At 72.1% G+C, this 19,752-nt stretch carries 19 protein-coding genes; 9 read left to right on the top strand and 10 right to left on the bottom strand.

All coding sequences use genetic code 11. The annotated features are described in order from the left end of the window. Positions 1–48 precede the first annotated feature (48 nt). From HF526_RS00500 to HF526_RS00465, 8 genes are all read right to left on the bottom strand, one after another. Positions 49–1,065 carry an aromatic/alkene monooxygenase hydroxylase subunit beta gene (locus tag HF526_RS00500; protein ID WP_169379184.1) on the bottom strand — a complete coding sequence of 339 codons (1,017 nt, stop codon included), beginning with the start codon at positions 1,063–1,065 and terminating at the stop codon, positions 49–51. Position 1,066: 1 nt separating this feature from the next. Beyond that, positions 1,067–1,369, bottom strand: coding sequence for an MmoB/DmpM family protein (locus HF526_RS00495; RefSeq protein ID WP_169379183.1), 303 nt, complete (start codon positions 1,367–1,369; stop codon positions 1,067–1,069). A 16-nt stretch (positions 1,370–1,385) separates the two neighbouring features. Continuing rightward, entirely contained in the window at positions 1,386–1,748 is a 363-nt protein-coding gene (locus HF526_RS00490) for a Rieske 2Fe-2S domain-containing protein (RefSeq protein WP_169379182.1), read from the bottom strand. After that, the gene (locus HF526_RS00485; RefSeq protein WP_338051191.1) at positions 1,745–1,996 is read right to left on the bottom strand and encodes a toluene-4-monooxygenase system B family protein; all 252 of its coding nucleotides are present in this window, start codon (positions 1,994–1,996) and stop codon (positions 1,745–1,747) included. The genes HF526_RS00490 and HF526_RS00485 overlap by 4 nt, the downstream gene beginning before the upstream one ends. Beyond that, on the bottom strand, positions 1,993–3,507 hold the full coding sequence (locus HF526_RS00480) for an aromatic/alkene/methane monooxygenase hydroxylase/oxygenase subunit alpha (RefSeq protein ID WP_169379180.1): 1,515 nt from the start codon (positions 3,505–3,507) through the stop codon (positions 1,993–1,995). The genes HF526_RS00485 and HF526_RS00480 overlap by 4 nt, the downstream gene beginning before the upstream one ends. Before the next feature lie 164 nt (positions 3,508–3,671). Then, positions 3,672–5,492 carry a PEP-utilizing enzyme gene (locus HF526_RS00475; RefSeq protein WP_169379179.1) on the bottom strand — a complete coding sequence of 607 codons (1,821 nt, stop codon included), beginning with the start codon at positions 5,490–5,492 and terminating at the stop codon, positions 3,672–3,674. A gap of 28 nt (positions 5,493–5,520) precedes the next feature. Further along, positions 5,521–6,591 carry a PEP/pyruvate-binding domain-containing protein gene (locus HF526_RS00470; protein ID WP_211176572.1) on the bottom strand — a complete coding sequence of 357 codons (1,071 nt, stop codon included), beginning with the start codon at positions 6,589–6,591 and terminating at the stop codon, positions 5,521–5,523. Positions 6,592–6,655: 64 nt separating this feature from the next. Next, positions 6,656–7,594, bottom strand: coding sequence for an NADP-dependent oxidoreductase (locus tag HF526_RS00465; RefSeq protein WP_169379283.1), 939 nt, complete (start codon positions 7,592–7,594; stop codon positions 6,656–6,658). A gap of 177 nt (positions 7,595–7,771) precedes the next feature. On the opposite strand from HF526_RS00465, the gene HF526_RS00460 reads away from it, so the two are divergent. The 4 genes from HF526_RS00460 to HF526_RS00445 are packed head-to-tail and all read left to right on the top strand — an operon-like array spanning position 7,772 to position 12,821. After that, positions 7,772–9,028 (top strand): efflux RND transporter periplasmic adaptor subunit, encoded by a 1,257-nt coding sequence (locus tag HF526_RS00460; RefSeq protein ID WP_169379178.1) that lies wholly within the window; start codon positions 7,772–7,774, stop codon positions 9,026–9,028. Beyond that, positions 9,025–9,732, top strand: a complete 708-nt coding sequence (locus HF526_RS00455) for an ATP-binding cassette domain-containing protein (RefSeq protein ID WP_169379177.1) — start codon at positions 9,025–9,027, stop codon at positions 9,730–9,732. Before HF526_RS00460 ends, HF526_RS00455 begins: the two co-directional genes overlap by 4 nt. Then, a complete protein-coding gene (locus HF526_RS00450; protein ID WP_169379176.1) occupies positions 9,729–10,958 on the top strand; it encodes an ABC transporter permease in 1,230 nt (409 codons plus the stop codon). The genes HF526_RS00455 and HF526_RS00450 overlap by 4 nt, the downstream gene beginning before the upstream one ends. A gap of 6 nt (positions 10,959–10,964) precedes the next feature. Beyond that, on the top strand, positions 10,965–12,821 hold the full coding sequence (locus tag HF526_RS00445) for a permuted SH3 domain-containing protein (protein WP_169379175.1): 1,857 nt from the start codon (positions 10,965–10,967) through the stop codon (positions 12,819–12,821). 56 nt (positions 12,822–12,877) lie between these two features. Here HF526_RS00445 and HF526_RS00440 read toward each other — a convergent pair whose 3' ends face one another. Then, a complete protein-coding gene (locus HF526_RS00440) occupies positions 12,878–13,975 on the bottom strand; it encodes a PEP/pyruvate-binding domain-containing protein (protein ID WP_169379174.1) in 1,098 nt (365 codons plus the stop codon). Beyond that, positions 13,972–15,735, bottom strand: a complete 1,764-nt coding sequence (locus HF526_RS00435; RefSeq protein WP_169379173.1) for a PEP-utilizing enzyme — start codon at positions 15,733–15,735, stop codon at positions 13,972–13,974. The genes HF526_RS00440 and HF526_RS00435 overlap by 4 nt, the downstream gene beginning before the upstream one ends. 188 nt (positions 15,736–15,923) lie before the next feature. On the opposite strand from HF526_RS00435, the gene HF526_RS00430 reads away from it, so the two are divergent. Genes HF526_RS00430 through HF526_RS00410 form a run of 5 tightly spaced genes read left to right on the top strand, consistent with a single transcriptional unit; the run spans position 15,924 to position 19,736 of the window. After that, positions 15,924–17,162: a Rieske 2Fe-2S domain-containing protein gene (locus HF526_RS00430; protein WP_169379172.1), complete on the top strand. Its 1,239-nt coding sequence runs from the start codon at positions 15,924–15,926 to the stop codon at positions 17,160–17,162. Further along, on the top strand, positions 17,153–17,332 hold the full coding sequence (locus tag HF526_RS00425; protein WP_169379171.1) for a hypothetical protein: 180 nt from the start codon (positions 17,153–17,155) through the stop codon (positions 17,330–17,332). Before HF526_RS00430 ends, HF526_RS00425 begins: the two co-directional genes overlap by 10 nt. A 10-nt stretch (positions 17,333–17,342) precedes the next feature. Beyond that, positions 17,343–17,999: an HAD family hydrolase gene (locus HF526_RS00420; RefSeq protein WP_169379170.1), complete on the top strand. Its 657-nt coding sequence runs from the start codon at positions 17,343–17,345 to the stop codon at positions 17,997–17,999. Beyond that, on the top strand, positions 17,996–18,754 hold the full coding sequence (locus HF526_RS00415) for an SDR family NAD(P)-dependent oxidoreductase (RefSeq protein WP_169379169.1): 759 nt from the start codon (positions 17,996–17,998) through the stop codon (positions 18,752–18,754). Before HF526_RS00420 ends, HF526_RS00415 begins: the two co-directional genes overlap by 4 nt. 16 nt (positions 18,755–18,770) lie before the next feature. Continuing rightward, positions 18,771–19,736: an AraC family transcriptional regulator gene (locus HF526_RS00410; RefSeq protein ID WP_169379168.1), complete on the top strand. Its 966-nt coding sequence runs from the start codon at positions 18,771–18,773 to the stop codon at positions 19,734–19,736. Positions 19,737–19,752 lie beyond the last annotated feature (16 nt).

The raw sequence follows: 19,752 nt of genomic DNA, 5'->3' as shown, positions 1-19,752 counted from the left end.
CGATGAGCCGGGCGGCGGCCGGACCGCCGTGGTCCGGGAGCCCGGCAGCTACAGCCCGCAGGCCGCCAGCAGCTCGGCCCGGCCCGTCTGAACGGCCGCGGTGATCTCGTCGGCCTTCATCGGCACCGGCGCGCCCTCGAACAGCGGCGCCAGCCCGGCGACGGCGGCGTCGGCCCGCGGGGTCCAGGCCGCCACCCAGCCGCCGAGCACGTCGCGCAGCGCGGGATCCGCGGCGAGCGCATACCGCACCAGGGCCTGCGACCATTGGCGGCTGCGCTGCGCGTCGTGGTCGAACTCGGCGAACAGCAGCCCGAGGAACGCGTCGCCGTTGCGGTCGGCGAGCCCGGCCAGCTGCCGGTCGAGCAGGGTGTCGATCGCCGGTTTGACCACCAGGTTCAGCGCGCTGAAGGCCTCGCCCCAATCGTAGGCGATCAGCAGCTTCTCGATCGTCTCGCGCAGCGGCTGCCAGGCCTCGCCGGTGGTCCACGGCCCGCGCGCGGCGTCGGTGGTGGCGAGGTTCCCGCCGTGCGCGTTGGCCAGCACCTTGGTCCAGTACGCGATCCGCTGGATCCGGCGCATCTCGTCGCCGGCCTGGAACGCCGCCGGGTTGGTGATGTAGGACGACGGCGCCATCTGCCCCACGTACAGGCTGATCATCTGCAGACCGTGCAGGGGGAAGCGCAGCGGGACGAACAGCTGCTCGAGCGTCGCCACCCAGCCGGCGTCCAGCCCGGCCGCGGCGTCGAGCTCCTCGTACCGGTCGATCAGGCGGTCGAGGTAGAGCTCCCGCTCGTGCTGGCGCGAGATGTACTCCTTGTAGGTCAGCTTGAACGGGTCGCGGTAGTCCTCCCAGTTCGGCACCTGGAACGGCGAGCCCTCGCGGTGCTCGAGGTACCACCGGTTCAGCGGCATGTCCGGGTCGAGCTCGAAGGGCGCCGGGTCGCGGCGGAAGTGGTAGTGGAACCCGGCGGTGACCGCCTCGTACGGGGTCACCTTGCGGCGCACGTCGCCGAGCAGGCTCCAGGTCTTCGCCCGGCGCCGCCCGGATCTCTCGCTGGTGGTCATGTCAGTCCTCTCGATCCAGGTACCAGACGATCTCGTCGTCGCCGGTGTGCATGCGCCCGGCGAACGAGGACAGCGACGGCTCGAGCTGGGACAGCGTGAAGTCGTGTCCGAGCGCGTCCTGCAGGCTCGTCCGGGTGAGCCGGCAGCGCTGCGGCACGCTGATCCGGATGTAGCCGCCGCGATCGTCGACCGTGACCTCGGATTCCGGGTTGTCGGTCTCCACCGCCTCGATCACCGCATCGGCCAGGTCGGCGTCCACGCCGCGGATCACGGGACCGACCATCTTCACGTGCGTCTCGGTCATGCGGACGTTCCCCTTCTCAGGTGGCTGGCCAGCGGTTGTAGTGGCGGACGCCGTCCTGCGGGATCCCGACCCGGACGGCGTCGCCCTCGGTCTGGACGGGATAGCTGTAGAGCCGGCAGCCGGCCGGGTTGATTCCGACGCCGGAGGTCAGGTCGAACTCCCAGTTGTGCCCGACGCACATCAGCACGGCGTGCTCCTCGTCCCAGTCGCCGTCGGCGAGCGAGATCTCCTGGTGCGGACACACCCCCTGGTAGGCCTTCACCTCGCCGCCGAGCAGGTGCACGAGCAGCACCGGCTCGCCCTCGATCTCCACGTCGAGGATCTCGCCCTCCCACAGCTCCTCGAGCGTCGTCGCCTCCACCCAGTGGATCTCGGTCACGTGTAGATGACCTCGAGCACGTCGAGCGGGGCCACCCCCGCGTCGACCACCGTGGACTCAGGCGCCAGCACTCTTCCGTTGTGCCGCACCGCCATCGGCTGATCGCGCTCGGGCACCCGGCGGTTCACCGCGTGGTACGCGATCTTCTCGGCGACCACCGGCATCGGGTCCTCGGTGTCGACGGGCACGAGGACGATCACGAAGTCGCCTTCGACGATGCCCTGCACGGGGAACGGAGCCACGATCACGCACCCTTCTTCAGCGGGGTGCCGTTGCCGTAGGCCCACGCGCAGGCCTCGGCGTCCTGCCCCATCTCCTCCGGCGACAGCCCCATGTAGGCGAGCGCGCCGGGCACCGTCGGGGGCTGGATCTGGCCGGCCAGGAACCGGTCGATGATCGACATGTGGCCGGCGAACCGGGCCGGGTTCTGCTGGAAGATCCACTGGCACGGCTCGGAGCAGAAGGTGTAGCGCCGCCCGCCGTGGTCGAGGATGTGCGGCAGCGGGCTCTTCAGGTAGCCCGCGGCGAAGCCGGCCGGGTTGACCATCGGGATCTGGCACATGTTGCACACCATCGGGAACGTCTCCGGCAGGGTCAGTTCCGGCTTGCCGTCCCGGACGTTCTTGCCGATCACGTCCCAGTACCGGCCGAAGCTGTCGTTCCAGCCGGGGTACTTCTCCTCCAGCCAGTCCCGCTCGGCGGGCGAGACGCCGCCGTCGGGGTTCCACCACACCGTCGGGCGCCAGAACCAGACGCCGAGGTGCAGCGCGTGGTGGTACCAGTTCAGTTCCTTCAGGAAGTGGTCCTCCCAGTACCAGGACGGTTCCAGACCGAAATCGCGGAACTGGTCGAGGAACTGTTTGACGATCCACTCGTCCATGAATTCCTTGAACGACTGGGACCGGTGCTCGAGCGGGGTGTAGTAGTCCATCGACAGCCCGGTGAGCAACGCGAAGACGTGCCACGACCGCCAGAACATGTGGTCGATGAGCTTCTGCGCGTGCTCGGAGTGACCGTTCTCGATCAGGATGCGGATCGTCGGCTCGCCCTGCTGGGCGTGCCGCGCCTCGTCGGTCTGGATCGACGAGATCAGCGCGCTGAACCCGAGGTCGCCGACCTCCATCGCGTCTGCGGCCATGCCCAGGAACTGCAGGTTGGTGAAGCCGGTCTCGAAGGTGAAGGTCAGCTGCAGCGCCGTGGACACCGCGTCGTTGGCGGTGAACATGTCGTCGAACAGGTGGCGGGCGGCGATGGCTCCCCACTCGTTGGTGTGGAAGCACTTGTGCGCCCAGTCGGCCCGCGGCTCCTTGTCGAGCAACCCGTACGGGAAATAGGTCTGGATCTGGCCGTGCCGGATCTCGTCCATGGTCCCGAACATGGCCATGTTCCGCCACGCCGCCGCCCGCCCGAATCGCCCCATGCGCATCTCGGCGATGCCGGCGAGGTACTCCCCGATCGCGATCGCGCCGTAGTGCGCGATGATCGCCGACTTCCAGCCGGCGTCGAGCTCGGCGAACATCCGCGACCGCGCGACCACGGAATTGACGGCGTACACGCCTGCGTCCTTGCCGACCTGGTTGTGCACGTACTCCGGGTAGCTCACCTTGTACGGCTCGTCCCAGTCCCACCACTTCTCGGCCGGGATGCCGCGCGCCTCGGACAGCTCCTCCGGCCACGCCTCGGCCTCGTCCACATAGGAGACGTTCCAGTTCATGTCGCGGGCCAGGTCGTACCACTCGGAACGGGCGAGCTGCGGCATGCCGCCTCCTCGGAAGCCAGGGTGTGATGCGGCTCACGAGGCTAACCTTTCGGTCAGTGATCCAGCTCACTCCTTCCCGTATACCGGGACACACCGAGACCCTTCATACGGCAGATGACGGAGCAGCAGCTCCGCCATCTGTCATATCGCGAGGTATGCCCGGATCACGTCACAACGGTCACCGTCCCCAGGTTGCCGTCCACCCGGATCCGCTGCCCCGTCTTGATCCGCTTGGTGCCGAACGCGGTGCCCGTGACCGCCGGCAGCCCGTACTCACGGCAGACGATCGCGGCGTGGCTCATCATCCCGCCGACGTCGGTGACCGTGGCACCGATCTTGCCGAAGATCGGCGCCCAGCTCGGCGCGGTGAGCGGCGCGACCAGGATCTCCCCGTCCTGCACCTCGTTGATCTGCGCCGGGCTGGAGATCACCCTCGCCGGACCCTCGACCACCCCCGGCGAGGCCGCCATCCCCGTGAGTGTGCCGGTGTCACCGGTCTCACCGGCCGACAGCCAGCCCGCCACGCTCTCCGTGGTGATGCCCCACAGCATGATCGTGAACGGCTCGGTGATGATCTCCGGTGGCGTGCCCAGCGCCGGGGGCGGCGACCACTGTTCGAGCGCCGCGACGATCCGCTTGCGCCGTTCGATCTCCTTCGGCCAGTAGGCCGGGCCGCGCGGCGCGACACCCACCGCCCACGCCTGGTACATGTCCCACAGCGCGTCCGGGAGCTCGTTGCGCTTGAAGTAGAAGACGTCGTCCTCAGCCTCGCAGAAGCCCTCCTTGACCAGCACGCGCCCGAGCTGGCGCATCTTGCGCCACAGGATCGAGTGCGCCCAGTGCTCGACGTAGAAGTTGTGGTTCTCCACGTACGGGAACACCACGCGGGCCAGGCCGATCTTCTCCGCGAACGCCGCCCGGTCCTCGTCGGTGGCCAGCAGGTCGGAGTACTCGGCGACGATCCGGTCGCGTTCGGCGCGGACCTCGTCGATCGGGCGGGCCAGGTCCGCGCCCTCGCGCAGCTTCGCGGCGTAGTCGCGGATGAAGCCGAACGGGATGTCGCGGTGCTCGATCCAGATCCGGTCGGAGTGGTAGAAGCCCGACCCGGTGGAGAAGTTGAACCACGGCTCGGCCGCCTCACCCCAGGCCTCGAGCCAGCGCCGCCCCTGCTCCGAGCCGCGTAGCCGCTCCTCCATCGCGTCCGGCCGCTCCGCGTCGGCGAAGGTGTCGTCGAGGTCGAGTTCGACGGCGAGCCGGGCCAGCTTCTTCAGCTCGTCGTCGGGCCGGAACAGGTCGACCTCCACCCCCGCGACCATCTTCGCGATGGCCTGGTCCGGGATGGACGGGAACGCCTGCTTGCAGAAGCCGAAGAAGTCCAGGTAGGCGGCGTATCCGAGGTTGAGGAACTCGAAGTGGTACTGCCAGAGCTTGAACCCGAGGTCGACGACCTTGTGGTAGGAGGTGGTCATGGTGAGCCCCGCGCCGGTGCCGTGCCCCTCGGTGACGACCTCGATGTCCTCCTTCTCCGGCAGCGGCTCGAATTTGATCGACTCCATCTCGCGGACCAGGTCACGGATCTTGACCAGCCACTTGTCGTAGAGGTCGTCCCAGTTCGAGAAGTAGAACCCGGCGCGCTCCAGGAAGTGCGGGACCCGGGCCTCGATCTCGGCCGGGTCGGTGACGCCGACCGGTGAGAGGTAGCCGTAGCCGTTGACGATCCGGGCGTCGATGCCCAGCGCCGGCGGGATCAGGTAGTGCCGGGTGTTGTACTGCGACAGCGTCGCGATCGCGTACTCGAAGAACGTGGCATCCCAGGGGGTGAGCACGGTGGGCCAGTGCACGCCGTCGTGGAACCAGAACATGGAGTCCTCGTAGCCCCGGCGATCCTCGGAGAAGACCGCCGAGTAGCTGTAGAGCTCCTGCCAGCCCTCGGCACCCGGGGGCGTCTCGACCTCGAACGGGCCGGGGAAGCGTGCCTCGCTCATTCCACCTCCATGGGGAAACAGCTCCCGCTCAGGGTCGCTTTCCGTGCAGCGGGGAGACCAATGTCGACACGATGCTGGCGTAGCCGGACGCGGTACCGGCGCTCACCGACGACGGTGGGCGCCTGCTCCACACCGTCTCCGGGCGGCTCTGCAGCAGCAGCACCCGCTCGCCGTCCGGCAGGTCGGAGTCCACGGCCCACTCGACGTCCTGCGGGTGCCCGTAGTGCTTCTCCGCCTGCCGGGCCAGCCGGGCGACCGACGTGATCTCGTCGTCGTCCAGGCACGGCACCGCGCGGCGGTCCTCGGGCACCGGGTGCCGCTCGACGCCGCGGCCGTGGGCGGCCAACCGGTACTCGATCGCCTTGTCCGACACCGTGCGCCGGGTGATCTCGAAAAGCACCTTGTCGACCAGGTAGTTGTCCGGGGTGACCTCGCCGGCGACCACCGCCTCCCCGAAACCCCACGACGCGTCGATCGCGACCTGGCTGCGGTCGCCGTCGTGCGGGTTGAGGGTGAAGGCCACCCCGGCCGCGGTGGGCCGGACCATCTTCTGCACGGCGACGGCCATGGCCACGCCGTCGTCGGGCAGGCCCATCTTGTACCGGTAGGCGATGGCCCGCTCGGTGAACAGGCTGGCCCAGCAGCGCGACACCGCGGCCAGGACGTCGTCCACGCCGCACACCCACAGGTAGGTGTCGTGCTCACCGGCGAAACTCGCGTCCGGGGAGTCCTCGCAGGTCGCCGACGAGCGAACCGCCACCGGTACGTCGGCCACGCCGCACCGCCGGCCCAGTTCGGTGTAGGCGGCCGCGATCTGGGTGCGCAGCTCGTCCGGCATCTCGCACCGTTGCACCAGGGCGCGCGCCTCGGCGCCGACGGCGGCCAGCCCGGTCGCGTCGCCCGGGTCGCACCCGGCGATCAGCGCCCGCAACCGCGGCTCGATCCCGGCGCACGCGGCCCGGTGGCCGTCGGTCGTGATGGCGAATCCCGGCGGCACCGGCAGCCCGGCCCCGGTCATCTCACCGAGGCTCGCGCACTTGCCGCCGACGCGGCTCGCGTACTCACGCTCGTAAGCGGAGAACCACACTGCGTAGGTCACGCGTGGAAGCTATGAACGTGTGGTACATGCCACAATGGGCGTCCCGCTATGCGGGAAGGTGGACTCAGACGGTGAGCACGAGCTTGCCCGTGGTCCGCCCCTGCTCGCCGGCCCGGTGCGCGTCGGCCGCTTGCTCGAGCGGGAACGTCTCGGTCACCAGCACCCGCAGCGTGCCTGCGGCCACCATCGCGGCGAGGTCCCCGAGCCCGTCCCCGTCGGGCTCGACGAGCATTCCCGTGGCGCGCAGCCCGCGTTCGGCCGCCGCGGTCATCGCCTCGGCAGCCGCCGCGGACGGCAGGCAGATCATCAGCCCGTCCGGGCGCAGCACGTCCAGCGAGCGCAGGGCGACCTCGCCGCCGATGAGGTCGTAGACCACGTCCACCGGCTCTATCGCCTTCTCGAACGGCGCCGCCCGGTAGTCGACCGCCTCGTCGACGCCGAGCGTGGCGAGCAGCTCGTGCTTGCCCGCCGACGCCGTGCCGATCACGTGCGCACCGCGCGCCTTGGCGATCTGCACGGCGAGGTGCCCGACCCCGCCGGCCGCGGCGTGCACGAGCACCCGTTGCCCCGGCTGGACCGCGGCGATGTCGACCAGGCACTGCCACGCGGTGAGCCCGGCCAGCGGCAGCCCGCCGGCCTCGACCTCGGGCAGGCCCGGCGGCCGCAGCGCGAAGTGCCGCGACGGCGCGGTGACGTACTCGGCGTAGGCGGCCGCCTCTCGCGGGAACCACGGCATACCGAACACCGGGTCGCCGACGGCGAACCGGGTCACCCCGGGTCCGACCGCGTCGACGACGCCGGCGACGTCCCAGCCGACGGTGAACGGCGGGCCGCCGAGCACCGCGGCCATGCCCGCCCCGGCCCGGGTCTTCCAATCCACCGGGTTCACCCCGGCGGCGGCGACCCGCACCCGGATCTCGGTGGGCAGCGGTTCGGGGAGGGGGCGTTCGCCGAGCTGCAGCACCTCGGGCCCGCCGAGGGTCTCCTGGGTGATCACGCGCATGGTGTCCACGAGGGGATGTCTACCAGCCTCATGAACCTCACAGGTTGCCCCGATGCGGTTCCCAGCCACGGTTCGTAACCTGCGCTCCGAAACCGGCCGCGGGGACCCGGTGCCGTCCTCGCGAGAGTCAGGTTGTCGTTCATGCCCTCCCTGCGTTCCCGCAGAGTCACGCCCCGCTTGATCATCGCTGCGGCGGTGGTGATCGTCGTGATCGCCGCCGGTGTGATCTGGCTGAGCAGCGGATCGTCGTCCACACCCGCCCCCGCGCTCGCCACCGCGACCATGGGGACCCTGCGCCCCTCGGTCTCGGCAACCGGCACCATCGCCGCGGGTCAGCAGGCGAACCTCGAGTTCGGCATCGCCGGCCGGGTCTCCGCGGTCGACGTGGCGGTCGGCCAGCAGGTCGGTGCCGGTGCGGCGCTGGCCAGCATCGACTCGCCCGCACTGCCCAGCCAGGTCGCGCAGGCCAAGGCCACGGTCGCCGCCGACCTGGCGAAGGCGGCCGCCGACCGGTCCGCCGGCGCGTCGGCCGCCCAGATCAATGCCGACGACGCCGCGACGGCCTCGGCGCAGGCGCAGCAGGCGGTCGCGGAGCAGTCCCTGTCCCAGGCCACACTCACCGCTCCGTTCGCGGGGACGGTGGCCGCGGTCAACATCACCGTGGGCCAGCAGCTGGCGGCCGCGGGTGGGTCCGGCGGGAGCGGGTCCGGCGGGAGCGGGTCCGGTACCGCCGGCGGGGCGGCCGGGTCCGCCTCGGGCGCAGGCACCGCGTCGGCGGCGGGATCGTCGTCGGCGTCGGCGAGCCCGGCGGCCGTCGTGGTGATCGGCACCGCACCCGACGTGGTGGACGCGACCGTCGACGACACCGAGGTCGGCCAGGTCAAGGTGGGGGACAAGGCGACGATCGTGCCGAACGGGTCGACCACCCCGGTGGACGGCACGGTCACGTCGGTCGGGCTGGTCGCCACCCAGACCTCCGGGGTGGCGAGCTACCCGGTCACGATCGCGGTGACCGGTACCCCGCCGGGCCTGCACATCGGGGCGAGCGCGCTGGTGTCGATCATCGTCGCGGAGCTGGACGACGTGCTGCTCGTCCCGAGCGCCGCGGTGCACCCCGACGGCGGCACCACGTCGGTGACCGTGCTCGACAACGGCCGCCAGATCAGCCGTCCGGTCAGCGTCGGCACCAGCGCCAACGGCCGCACCGAGATCACCGAGGGGCTCACCGCGGGCACCCAGGTCGTGCTGCCCGGTGCGACCGGCGCCGGCAGCGGCCGCGGTGGTTCCGGCGGCTTCGGCGGGGGTGGCTTCGGCGGCGGCGGTTCCGGCGGCTTCGGCGGCGGCTTCGGCGGGGGTGGTGGCCGCGGAGGCGGCGGAGGCGGAGGCGGCGGAGGCGGCACCCGCGGCGGCGGCAACGCGGGCGGTGGGTCGTGAGTGGCGAGGTACTCATCGAGCTGACCGACGTGGGCAAGACCTACCGCAACGGCTCGCTGGAGGTGGCAGCCCTGCGCCACGCGAACCTACGGATCGACACCGGCGAGTACGTGGCGATCATGGGGCCGTCCGGCTCCGGGAAGTCGACGCTGATGCACGTGCTGGGCTGTCTCGACGTGGCGACCTCCGGCAACTATCGGCTCGCGGGTTCGGACGTCGGGTCGCTGTCCGAGGACGAGCTCGCGAACATCCGCAACCGCCGGATCGGCTTCGTCTTCCAGCAGTTCAACCTGCTGGCGTCGCTGTCGGCGTGGCGCAACGTCGAGCTCCCGCTGTGCTACGCGGGCGTCCCCAAGGCGGAGCGCCGGGAGCGCGCGCTGGCCGCGCTCGAGCGGGTCGGCCTGGCAGCGCGCAGCGATCACCGTCCCGGTCAGCTGTCGGGTGGCCAGCAGCAACGGGTGGCGATCGCCCGCGCGCTGGTCACCGAGCCGTCGCTGATCCTTGCCGACGAGCCGACCGGCAACCTCGACTCGGCGTCGACGACGGACGTGCTCGGGCTCCTCGCCGAACTGCACGCCGCCGGCCGCACCATCGTGCTCATCACACACGAGACCGATGTGGCCGAGGCGGCGGCGCGGGTGGTGCGGATCCTCGACGGCGAGATCTACTCGGACTCGGCGAACGACCCGGCGGGGGTCCGGTGACCTGGCTCGAGACGCTGCGGACCGGCTGGGACGCCGTCCGCTCGCACCGGCTCCGCTCCGGGCTGACCATGCTCGGCATCCTGATCGGCATCGCCGCGGTGATGCTCACCGTCGGTCTCGGTCTGGGCGCCCAGGCCACGATCGGCGCTCGGATCGACGCCCTGGGCAGCAACCTGCTCATCGTCACCCCGGGCAGCGCCACCAGCAACGGGGTGCGCGGCGGCCAGGGCAGCGCCGCGACCCTGACCGTTGCCGACGCGACGGCGCTCGCGTCCCGCGACGTCGCACCGGACGTGGTCGCCGTGGCCCCGACCGTGCAGCGCTCCGAGGCGCTCACCGCCGGATCGGCCAACTGGACGACGACCGTGGTGGGGACCGTTCCGGACTGGGCCGGGGTGCGGGCCCGCACCGTCGCGGCCGGTCGCTTCCTCACCGCGGCCGACGTCACCGACCACGGCGCGGTCGTGGTGCTCGGCCCGACCACGGCGCAGCAACTCTTCGGTGCCCGCCAGCCCGTCGGGCGCACCGTCACCGTGGCGGGGGTGCCGATGACCGTGATCGGCGTGCTCGCCCCGGCCGGATCGTCGGCGGCCGCCGACCAGGACGACCAGGCCCTGGTCCCGATCACGACGGCCTCGGCCCGGATCCTCGGCGGTGCCAACCGCGACTCGGTGCAGACGATCTACCTGCAGGCCGCCTCGACCGACGCGCTCTCCGCGGCCTACCAGGAGGCGGACACCGAGCTGCGCGCCCTGCACCACACCCTGACCTCGGACACCGCCGACTTCACCATCACCAGCCAGCAGTCCATCCTCGACACGGCCAACGCGATCACCGGCGCGTTGACCGCGGTGCTGGGCGGTATCGCCGCCATCTCGCTGCTGGTCGGCGGCATCGGAGTCATGAACATCATGCTGGTGTCGGTCACCGAGCGGGTGCGTGAGATCGGGTTGCGCAAGGCCCTCGGCGCCACCCCGCGGGTGATCCGCCGGCAGTTCCTCGTCGAGGCGGGTGTGCTCGGCCTGGCCGGTGGGCTGGCCGGGGCGCTGCTCGGGATCGTCGGGTCGCTGCTGCTGAGCCGGCTGGTCGGCCAGCCCATCGTCGTCTCACCGACGGCGACGGCCGGCGCGATCGCCGTGGCCGTCGGCATCGGCCTCGTCTTCGGCGTGTACCCGGCCAGCCGTGCCGCCCGGCTGGCTCCGATCGACGCCCTGCGCAGTGAGTGAGCCAACATGACGACCCCAGCCAGCGTGCTCTCCCTCCCCCGCCGGGCCGCGCGGACGATTCGACGCGTGTGGCTGGTGGCCGTCGTCGCGGTGCTGGGGCTCGCCGCGCTGGCGGCCGTCGCGGCGGCCGGCGGTTCCAGCCCCGGCTACCGGACCGCCGTGGCACAGCTCGGCAGCGTCTCGGCCACCCTCGACTCGCCGGGCACCATCCAGCCGGTCAACCGGTCCGACCTCTCCTTCCCGGTCGCCGGCCGGGTCGCGAGCGTCCCGGTGACCGTGGGCCAGCACGTCACGGTCGGCACCGTGCTGGCCCAGCTCGACACCACCACGCTCGACGCCCAGGTCGCGTCCGCCCGGGCCCAGCTCGCGTCCGCTCAGGCCAGGCTGGCCGCGGACCAGCAGAGCCAGACGGCCGGCGCCGCCGCATCCGTCACCACCGCGGTGAAGCCGGCGGCCTACGTCGTTCCCGCCGCACCGCCGCATGCGTCGTCCGGGGCCTCGCCGTCCGCGACCGTCGAGCAGGCGCAGGCCGCGTTGCTCGACGCCCAGCACCGGGCCGACCAGGCCCTGGCCACGGCGCAGCAGGACCTCGCCGCAGCGACGCAGACCTGCCGGCCGGCGGCCTCGGAACCCGGCAGCCCGGCCGCCGGGTCCGCGGCCCCGACGGCCGACGCCGGCATCAGCAACCTCGTCGACCACAGCGGTTCCGGCGCCGGCTCCACCGGCACCGCGACCACCACGAACCCCGGCCCGGACGACCCGTCCGCCGGCGCCGCGGGCTGCCGCCAGGCGCTCGCCACGGTGCTGGACGACGAGACCTCCGCGGGCCGGCGCCAGCAGCAGGTCGCCGACGACGAGACGGCACTCGACACGGCGGTGACGGCGCTGCTGAAGGGCGCGGGGACGCCCGGCGCCGCGTCCGGCGGGCCTTCGCCCACCGCCGCGAGCACGCCGCCCGCCGCAGGTGCGGCGACCGCGGGCCGGGGCCCCACCGCCGGCGCCGCAACGGCCGCGACGGGCCGCCCCACCGGTACCTCGACCACCACTCCGGGCCGCGGCGGCGTCGCGACGGCCACCCCGGGCCGCGGCGGCAGGGGCTCGGCGTCCACCGGCCGGGCCGCCGCCCCGGCCTCGGCCGAGCAACTCGCCGCCGATCAGGCCGCGGTGGACGCGAGCACGGCCCAGGTCACCGCCGACGAGGCGAGCGTCGCCACGGCCACGCTGACCAGCCCGATCGACGGGACGGTGGGCTCGGTGAACCTGGTCGCGGACCAGGACGTGGGAGCGGGCGCGGCCGCCGAGGTCGTCGTGGTGGGCCCCGGGGCGTTCCAGGTGACGACCACCGTCGGCGAGACCGCTCTGGACCGGATCAAGGTCGGTGACCACGCGAGCGTCACCCCGGACGGCGCGACCACGCCGATCGACGGAACGGTCGTGACGATCGGGCTGCTCCCGAGCACCGGCCCCGGCGCGGCCACGGCCGAGTATCCGGTGACGATCACCCTGGGAGCCACCGGCCAGGCGCTCTCGGCCGGGGAGGGCGCCGCAGTGTCGATCATCTCGGCCGCCGTCGATCGCGTCCTCACGGTGCCGAGCTCCGCGGTGCACACCACCGGGTCCCGGCACACCGTCACCGTGCTGCGCGGCGGGACGGCCACCGCGGTCCCCGTCGGGGTGGGCGCGGTCGGGACGCAGCGCACGGAGATCACCTCCGGGCTCGCGGCGGGCGACCAGGTCGTCATCGCGGACCTGTCCCAGCCGCTGCCGACCTCGGGCACCACGAACCTGCGCGGCCTCGGCGGAGGCGGCGGTGGCGGCGGCGGCGGCGGTGGAAACGGCGGCGGGGGCCGCCCCGGCGGCTGACACCGGTCGTGCGCGGTAAGTGGTGCTATCGCACCGCTTACCGCGCACAGGCCGCGTCAGCGGCCGGGGAGCGGCTTACCGCTGAAGACGAACTTCTGCGCCAGTGCCACCGGGTCGTACGACGCCGGGGCCTGCCCCGACTCCTCGGTGGTCACCGTGACCGGCCGGGACTGCACGATGCAGACCGGGTCACCGGCCCGGCGGTGCCGGGAGATCACCCATTCCACATCGACCGGGTAGCCGTAGTGCTCCTCGATCGACGTCACCGCCGCGGCGATCGCCGCGACCTGCTCGTCGTCGAGCACCTGGCGGTCGGCCAGCTTCGCCGGCATGTCGATCTCGGTGACCCGGCCGTCGGCGAAGTCGAAGGCCGAGACGACCGTCTTGTGCGCCACCTCGTACTTGAGCAGCCGGCCGTCGGCCTTGCCCACCTCGATGTGGTCGGGGTTGACCAGGCCCTGCACGATCGCCTCGCCCCAGCCCCAACTCGTCTCGATGACGATCCGGTCGGGCTTGCCCGTCACCGGATGCACGGAGAACGCGACCCCGGAGGCCCGGGCGTGGATCAGCTCGATCACCCCGACCGCGATCGGCATGTCGTGATGGCTGATCTGCTTGCGCAGCCGGTACGCGAGCGCCCGTGCGGTGAACAGCGACCCCCAGCAGGACCGCACCGCGTCGAGGACGCGCTGCGGCCCGGAGACCCCGAGGTAGGTATCGAAGATGCCCGCGAAGCTCGCGTCGGCGGCGTCCTCACCGGTGGCCGACGAGCGCACCGCGGTGGGCACGTTGACGTCCACGCAGCGCAGGCACAGCTCCTCGTAGGCCTCGGTGATCTCGGCGGCCAATGCCTCGGACAACGGGGTGGCCTCGAACAGCGCGCGGATCTTCGCCGAGGCGTCCTCCACGGCCGCATCGGACGGTTCGGCACCGAGCCACGAGATCACCTCCTCGATGCGCCCGTCGAGACCGGACTCCGCGCAGTGCCGCCGGTAGGCGTCCACCGTCACGGCGAAGCCCTGCGGCACCTGCACGCCCGCGCGGTACAGCTCACTGAGCCGGCCCATCTTCGATCCGGCCGCGGCCACCGCCGCGGCCGGATCGACCTCGTCGACCCAGACGATCGAGTCGGTGCCCACGAGTACTCCCGTCATTCGGCAGCCGCCTCCGCCTCAGCGAGCTCCGCGGCCTTCTTCAGGATGGTGACCTTGCCGTTCGTGCCGTCGACCTCGATCTCGTCGCCGTCGGCGATGGCCAGCGTGGCCACCCCGACCGCGGTCACCGTCGGCACGCCGTACTCCCGGCCGACGATCGCCGCGTGCGACAGCATGCCGCCACCGTCGCACACCGCAGCGGCGATCTTCCCGAACGCGGGCGTCCAGTTCGGCGAGGTCGACTCGCAGACCAGGATGTCGCCGGGCATCAGCCGGTGCAGCTCGTCGCTGGACTGCAGCACCCGCGCGGTGCCGGTGGCCACACCCTTGGCCGCCGCGACCCCGGACAGCGTGGTCGCGCTGGCCGCGTCCGGGTTCTGAACCGCCTTGATCGCCTGCGGGTTGAGCCCGAAGATCTCGATCAGCACCGGGTCCTCGACGGTCTCCGGGACGGTGCCCAGCACCTTCGGCATCGCCGAACGCTTGGCCTGCCAGTGGTCGAAGTACTGCCGGCGGTCGGCGACCAGCCCGGACAGCTCCCCCTTGTAGGTCTTGCCGTTCGCGACGTCGAGCAGCTCCGGCCAGAACAGGTAGAGCATGTCGTCCTTGTGGTCCGCCCCGAGCCGGTTCGCCAGCTCCTGACAGGTCCAGCGCAGCGGCAGCATCACCTTCAGGTCGATGTAGAAGTTGTGGTCGTCCTGCCACCACGGGAAGTTCGCGGCCTGGTTCGACGCCAGCCCGGCGTCGAACACGGCCTGCTCCTCCTTGGTCAGCCCGGACCGCGCCGCGTCGATCGCGGCCTCCCGCTCGATCATGGCGTTGCGCGCGGCCGCCTCGAAGTCGTGGTCCTCCTTCTTCAGCAGGAAGGTCTTGATCAGCCCGAGCGGGATCTGGTTGTCCTCGATCCAGCTGGGCAGACCCACGTCGCAGGTGGCCTCCTGGCGGTAGCCGTAGACCTGCAGGAAGTCGTCGAACTCGGTCAGCCACGCCGACGCCGACCCGCCGTGCGCCGACAGCGCCGCCCGCAGCTGCGGCGGCTCGTTGTCGGCGAACACATCCGACAGCCCGGCCTGCCGCGCCTTGATCGCGAGCTTGTACAGCTCGCGGTCGGTCTCCATGATCTTGGTGTCCTCGCCCTGGAGGAACTTGCCGATCTGGTTGGTGTCGATGCCCATCTCGGCGCAGGCGCCGTAGAACCCGAGGAAATTGACCAGCAGCGGGTACATCACCCCGAAGTGGATCTCCATCGAGCGCTGGTGGTAGCGCCGCGCCTGGGTGAGCAGCTCGGGGAAGCGGCTGGTGGGTTCCTGGGTGAGGTCGATGCCGCGGAAGTAGTTCCAGGTCGCCTCCAGCTCGTCGCGGCCGGCCGCCCAGATCTGCTGGTAGTTCTGCAGGAAGTGCGGCAGGTTCGTGCCCAGCCGGTTGGCCCGGGCGCCGATCTCGCGGGGGTCGGGCTCCGGGATCGCCGAGCCGTAGAGGTGGGTACCGGCAAAGCGGGAGGTGATACCGCGCCCGGGCGGCAGCGGGAGTGCCTCGGCGGCGTGCTGGGTGCCCCAGCAGTAGCCGTCGTGGCCCCACGCGAACGCAGCAAGGGGGGTCAGGCCGCGGGACCAGTGGAAGTCGAGGTACCAGAACTTGTCCTCGTCCTCCTTCCGGAAGGGCCCGGTGCCGTCCACGATGTAGGGCCCGGCGATGTGCTCGGGCTTGAAGCCCGGATACCACTCGCCGGTGAACTCGTCGACAGGGACGACGTTGGCCATGTGACCTCCTTTGGTCAGTCGGTTCCCGGGACCGTGACAGCGGCCACACCACGGTTGCAACCCGCCCGTTCCGCTGTGCCGAACACCGACGCCGGGCGGACCCGCCCGTGTGGCCACCGGCGGTGTCCGTTTCGCCTGGCAGAACGGCGGGCTTCCTCCCCCCGTCGCCGTCTTCCTACCGTCGCGCCATGCTCAGCGTGGAGAAGAACCGCCGGCTCACCCAGGTCGGACCCGGCACGCCGATGGGCGAGTTGCTGCGCCGGTACTGGTGGCCGATCGCCACCCACGACATGGCCACCCGCGTCCCGGTCAAGCGCCGGCTGCTCGGCGAGGACCTCGTGCTGTACCGCGACGGCAGCGGCACCGTCGGCCTGCTCGCCGAACAGTGCCCGCACCGCCGGGCCGCGTTGTGGCTCGGTTGCACCGAGACCGAGGGGCTGCGCTGCGGCTACCACGGATGGCGCTTCGACGCCGAGGGCAACTGCCTCGAGCAGCCCGGGGAGCCCGCCGACTCCACCTTCTCCGATCGGATCAAGGCGACCGCGTACCCGGTGCAGGAGCTCGGCGGGCTGATCTTCGCCTACCTCGGCCCGTCCCCCGCCCCGCAGCTGCCGCGCTACGACCTGTTCGTCTGGGACGACGCGTGGCGCGACATCGGGCACGCCGAGCTGCCGTGCAACTTCCTGCAGATCATGGAGAACTCCGTCGATCCCTACCACGTCGAGTGGCTGCACGGCCGCTACGGGACCTTCCTGCGGGAGCTCAAGGGAAAGGGCGCCCCGCTGCCGGTGGTGACCAAGAAGCACGTCAAGGTGGCCTTCGAGGTCTTCGAGCACGGCATCCTCAAGCGCCGGGTGCTGGAGGGCCACACCGAGGAGGACGAGGACTGGAAGGTCGGCCACCCGCTGGTCTTCCCGCACATGCTCCGGGTGGGCGCGGCCGGGCTGGCCACGTTCCAGATCCGGGTCCCGATCGACGACGAGAACACCTGGCACGTCTGGTACCAGACCTACCGGCCCGAGGGGGGTGCCCCGCCGCAGCCGGAGATCCCGGTCTACGAGGTGCCGCTGCACGACGAGAAGGGTGAGTGGCTGCGCGACTACGTCGACGGCCAGGACATCGTGGCCTGGGTGACCCAGGGCCGGGTGGCCGACCGCAGCAAGGAGCACCTCGGCAAGTCCGACCTCGGGGTGATCCTGCTGCGCAAGCTCTACAACGAGCAGATCGACCGGGTGGCCGCCGGTGAGGATCCCCTGTGCACCTTCCGGGAGCCGCACGACGTGATCGACCTGCCGATGGAGAAGGACAAGTTCGGCTCGGCGGTGGAGTTCCGTCAACTGTGGACCCGGGAGAGCTCGATCCGGTACAGCCCGATCAAGGACGACGTCTTCGCGCTGTTCGGCGACCCGGTCCCGGCGTGGGTGTGACCGCGGCACACTGCCCGGGCTGCGGGGCGGCGCTGGACGACCCGGCCGCGTTCGTGCAGGAGTTCTGGGTGGGCGCCGACCGGCACTTCCTGTGCTGGTGCGCCCGCTGCGAGCTGCTGTGCACAGTGGTCGTCGCGGCCCGACTGGTCAGCCACGAGCCGGAGCACTAGAGAGGTGTCCATGCGACGAGCGCTGCTGCTGGATCTGGGTGGGACCGTGTTCCGCTCCGGCTCGGAGATGATGGGGATCTACGGCGAGCACGAGCCCGCCGTGCGATCCGTCGTGGCCCGCCGCGGCCCGCTGGGCCCCGAGCCGGACGAGCTGTGGGAGGCGATGCTGCGCGAGGAGATCACCGAGCGCGGGTACTGGGCCCGCCGCTGCGACGAGATCGGCGCCGCCCTCGGCCGGGACTGGACCATGCAGGAGTTCATGGCGACGCTCTACTCACTGCCCGGTGAGCCCATGATGCGTCCCGAGGCGGCGGCGCTGATCGCCGACGCGCAGGCCGCCGGGGTGCGGATCGGCGCGCTGACCAACGACCTGAAGGCCTTTCACGGCGACGCCTCGATGTCCCGCGATCCGTTCATCGGCCAGCTCGACGTGCTCGTCGACGGCTCGGTGACCGGCATCCTCAAGCCCGACCCGCGGGCCTACGCGCTGGCCGTCGAGGCGATGGGCCGGCCGCCGTCGGAGATCGTGTTCGTCGACGACATGCCGTGGAACGTCGCGGGCGCCGAGAAGGCCGGCATGATCGCGCTGCAGCTCGACCTGGCCCACCCGGAGCGGGTCTTCGAGCTCGTCCGCGAGGAGCTGGAGCTGGACCGGGAAGCCGCATGACCGCCGGCACCGGCGGCGGCATCGCCGTCGTCGTCGGGGCCACCGGGGCGCTGGGCTCCGCGATCGTCGAGCGGCTGCGCCGGGCCGGGCTGGGCGTGGTCGCGGTGGCCCGCACCGAGCCCGCGATCGACGACCCGGGGGTCACCGGCTGCGCGGCCGACATCGGCTCGGACGACGCGCTCCCCGCGATCGCGGCCGGCGTCGACCGGGCCGGGGACGGACCCGTCCGGATGGTCGTGCAGGCCGCCGGGCTGCCGGCCACCGGTCCCGTCGAGACGATCGACCCCGACGCCCTCGGCCGCGCCGTCGCGCTCAAGGCCGGTGGGCTGCTCCGGCTGGTCCGGGCCGTCGACACCCGGCTGCAGGGGGGCTCGCGCATCGTCGCGCTCGGCGGGCACTACGGCTGCGAACCCGCGCCGTACGCCTGTGCGGCCGGGGTGACGAACGCCGGGCTGGCCAACCTGGTCCGCCAGCTGGCCGTGGCCTACGGGCCGCGCGGGATCACCGCGCACCTCGTCGCTCCCGGTCCGGCCGACACCCCGCGGCTGCGGGCCCTGTCCGAACAGGCCGCGGCCCGGCGTGGGGTGCCGGTGGAGCAGGTGCTGGCCGAGCGGGCCGCCGAGTCGCCGCTGGGTCGGCTGGTCACCCCGGCCGAGGTGGCCTGGTCGGTGGCGCTGTTGCTCGACCCGGAGGCCGGGGCGCTGCACGGCTCCACGCTGGCCCTCGACGTCGGCGCGCGGCGCGGGATCTTCTGACCCGAGGAGGCCGGCGATGCCGGGCATCTCGATCGACACGCGCGATCCGGAGGAGGCCGGCGCGGCGTGCGGTGACGTCTACTTCCCGCACCGGCTGACCGTGCTGCACGAGCGCCGCCGGTTCCGGATGTCGCTGCGGGCCGCCGTGCTGGGCCCGGTCGCCGTCGGGGTGCTCGGTTACGCCGGCGAGGTGCGCATCGAGACCGGCGAGCTGGAGACCGGCTACGAGGTCAACGTGCCCCTCACCGGCCGACTGCACACCTGGACCGGCGCCGACCGGGTGCTGGCCGACCCGGACACCGCAGCGGTGTACCGCCCCGACGGCGCCACGATGCTGCACGGCTGGTCCGGCGGCGGCGGGCTGGTCGGGCTGAAGATCGACCGCGCGACGCTGGAGACCGAGCTCGCGCACCTGCTCGACGCCCCGGTCCGCGGCCCGGTCGCGCTCGCCTCCACGCTCGACGTCGGCCACGGGCCGGGGCGGCAGTGGTGGGCGCTGGCCCGATCGCTGCTGGAACTGCTCACCACCCCGGACGGCCCACTCACCCGCCCGCTGGTCGCGCGTCCGCTCGCGCACGCGGTGATCGCCGGGCTGCTGCACACCGTGGACCATCCCTACCGGTCGCTCCTGGCCGCGAGCCCGGCCACCCCGCCGCCGGCCGCGATCCGGCAGGCGGTGGACCTGCTCGAGAGCGAGCCCGAGACCCCGTTCACCGCGGTCGACGTCGCCCGCGCGGTCGGGCTGAGCGTGCGCTCGCTGCAGGAAGGTTTCGCCCGGCACGTCGGGGTGCCGCCGATGACCTACCTGCGGCAGGTGCGGCTGCGCCGCGCGCACGCCGACCTGGTCGCCGCCGACCCGGCGCGGTGCGGGGTCGCCGAGGTGGCCACGCGATGGGGGTTCACGCACCTGGGCCGGTTCGCGGCGGCCTACCGGCGGCGCTACGGCACCAGCCCGTCGGAGACGCTGCGCCGCGCGGATTGAGGCGGGGCGGCCGCGC

Source organism: Pseudonocardia acidicola (assembly GCF_012911935.1).
Taxonomy (GTDB): domain Bacteria; phylum Actinomycetota; class Actinomycetes; order Mycobacteriales; family Pseudonocardiaceae; genus Pseudonocardia; species Pseudonocardia acidicola.
Note: the sequence above shows the minus strand (reverse complement) of the source record. Positions and strands in the feature narration are given on the sequence as shown.

Excerpts from the sequence above, each read along its gene's own strand:
- HF526_RS00500 (WP_169379184.1), bottom strand. The coding sequence starts at position 1,065 with ATGACCACCAGCGAGAGATCCGGGCGGCGCCGGGCGAAGACCTGGAGC.
- HF526_RS00495 (WP_169379183.1), bottom strand. The coding sequence starts at position 1,369 with ATGACCGAGACGCACGTGAAGATGGTCGGTCCCGTGATCCGCGGCGTG.
- HF526_RS00480 (WP_169379180.1), bottom strand. The coding sequence starts at position 3,507 with ATGCCGCAGCTCGCCCGTTCCGAGTGGTACGACCTGGCCCGCGACATG.
- HF526_RS00475 (WP_169379179.1), bottom strand. The coding sequence starts at position 5,492 with ATGAGCGAGGCACGCTTCCCCGGCCCGTTCGAGGTCGAGACGCCCCCG.
- HF526_RS00465 (WP_169379283.1), bottom strand. The coding sequence starts at position 7,594 with ATGCGCGTGATCACCCAGGAGACCCTCGGCGGGCCCGAGGTGCTGCAG.
- HF526_RS00445 (WP_169379175.1), top strand. The coding sequence starts at position 10,965 with ATGACGACCCCAGCCAGCGTGCTCTCCCTCCCCCGCCGGGCCGCGCGG.
- HF526_RS00440 (WP_169379174.1), bottom strand. The coding sequence starts at position 13,975 with ATGACGGGAGTACTCGTGGGCACCGACTCGATCGTCTGGGTCGACGAG.
- HF526_RS00435 (WP_169379173.1), bottom strand. The coding sequence starts at position 15,735 with ATGGCCAACGTCGTCCCTGTCGACGAGTTCACCGGCGAGTGGTATCCG.
- HF526_RS00430 (WP_169379172.1), top strand. The coding sequence starts at position 15,924 with ATGCTCAGCGTGGAGAAGAACCGCCGGCTCACCCAGGTCGGACCCGGC.
- HF526_RS00420 (WP_169379170.1), top strand. The coding sequence starts at position 17,343 with ATGCGACGAGCGCTGCTGCTGGATCTGGGTGGGACCGTGTTCCGCTCC.
- HF526_RS00415 (WP_169379169.1), top strand. The coding sequence starts at position 17,996 with ATGACCGCCGGCACCGGCGGCGGCATCGCCGTCGTCGTCGGGGCCACC.
- HF526_RS00410 (WP_169379168.1), top strand. The coding sequence starts at position 18,771 with ATGCCGGGCATCTCGATCGACACGCGCGATCCGGAGGAGGCCGGCGCG.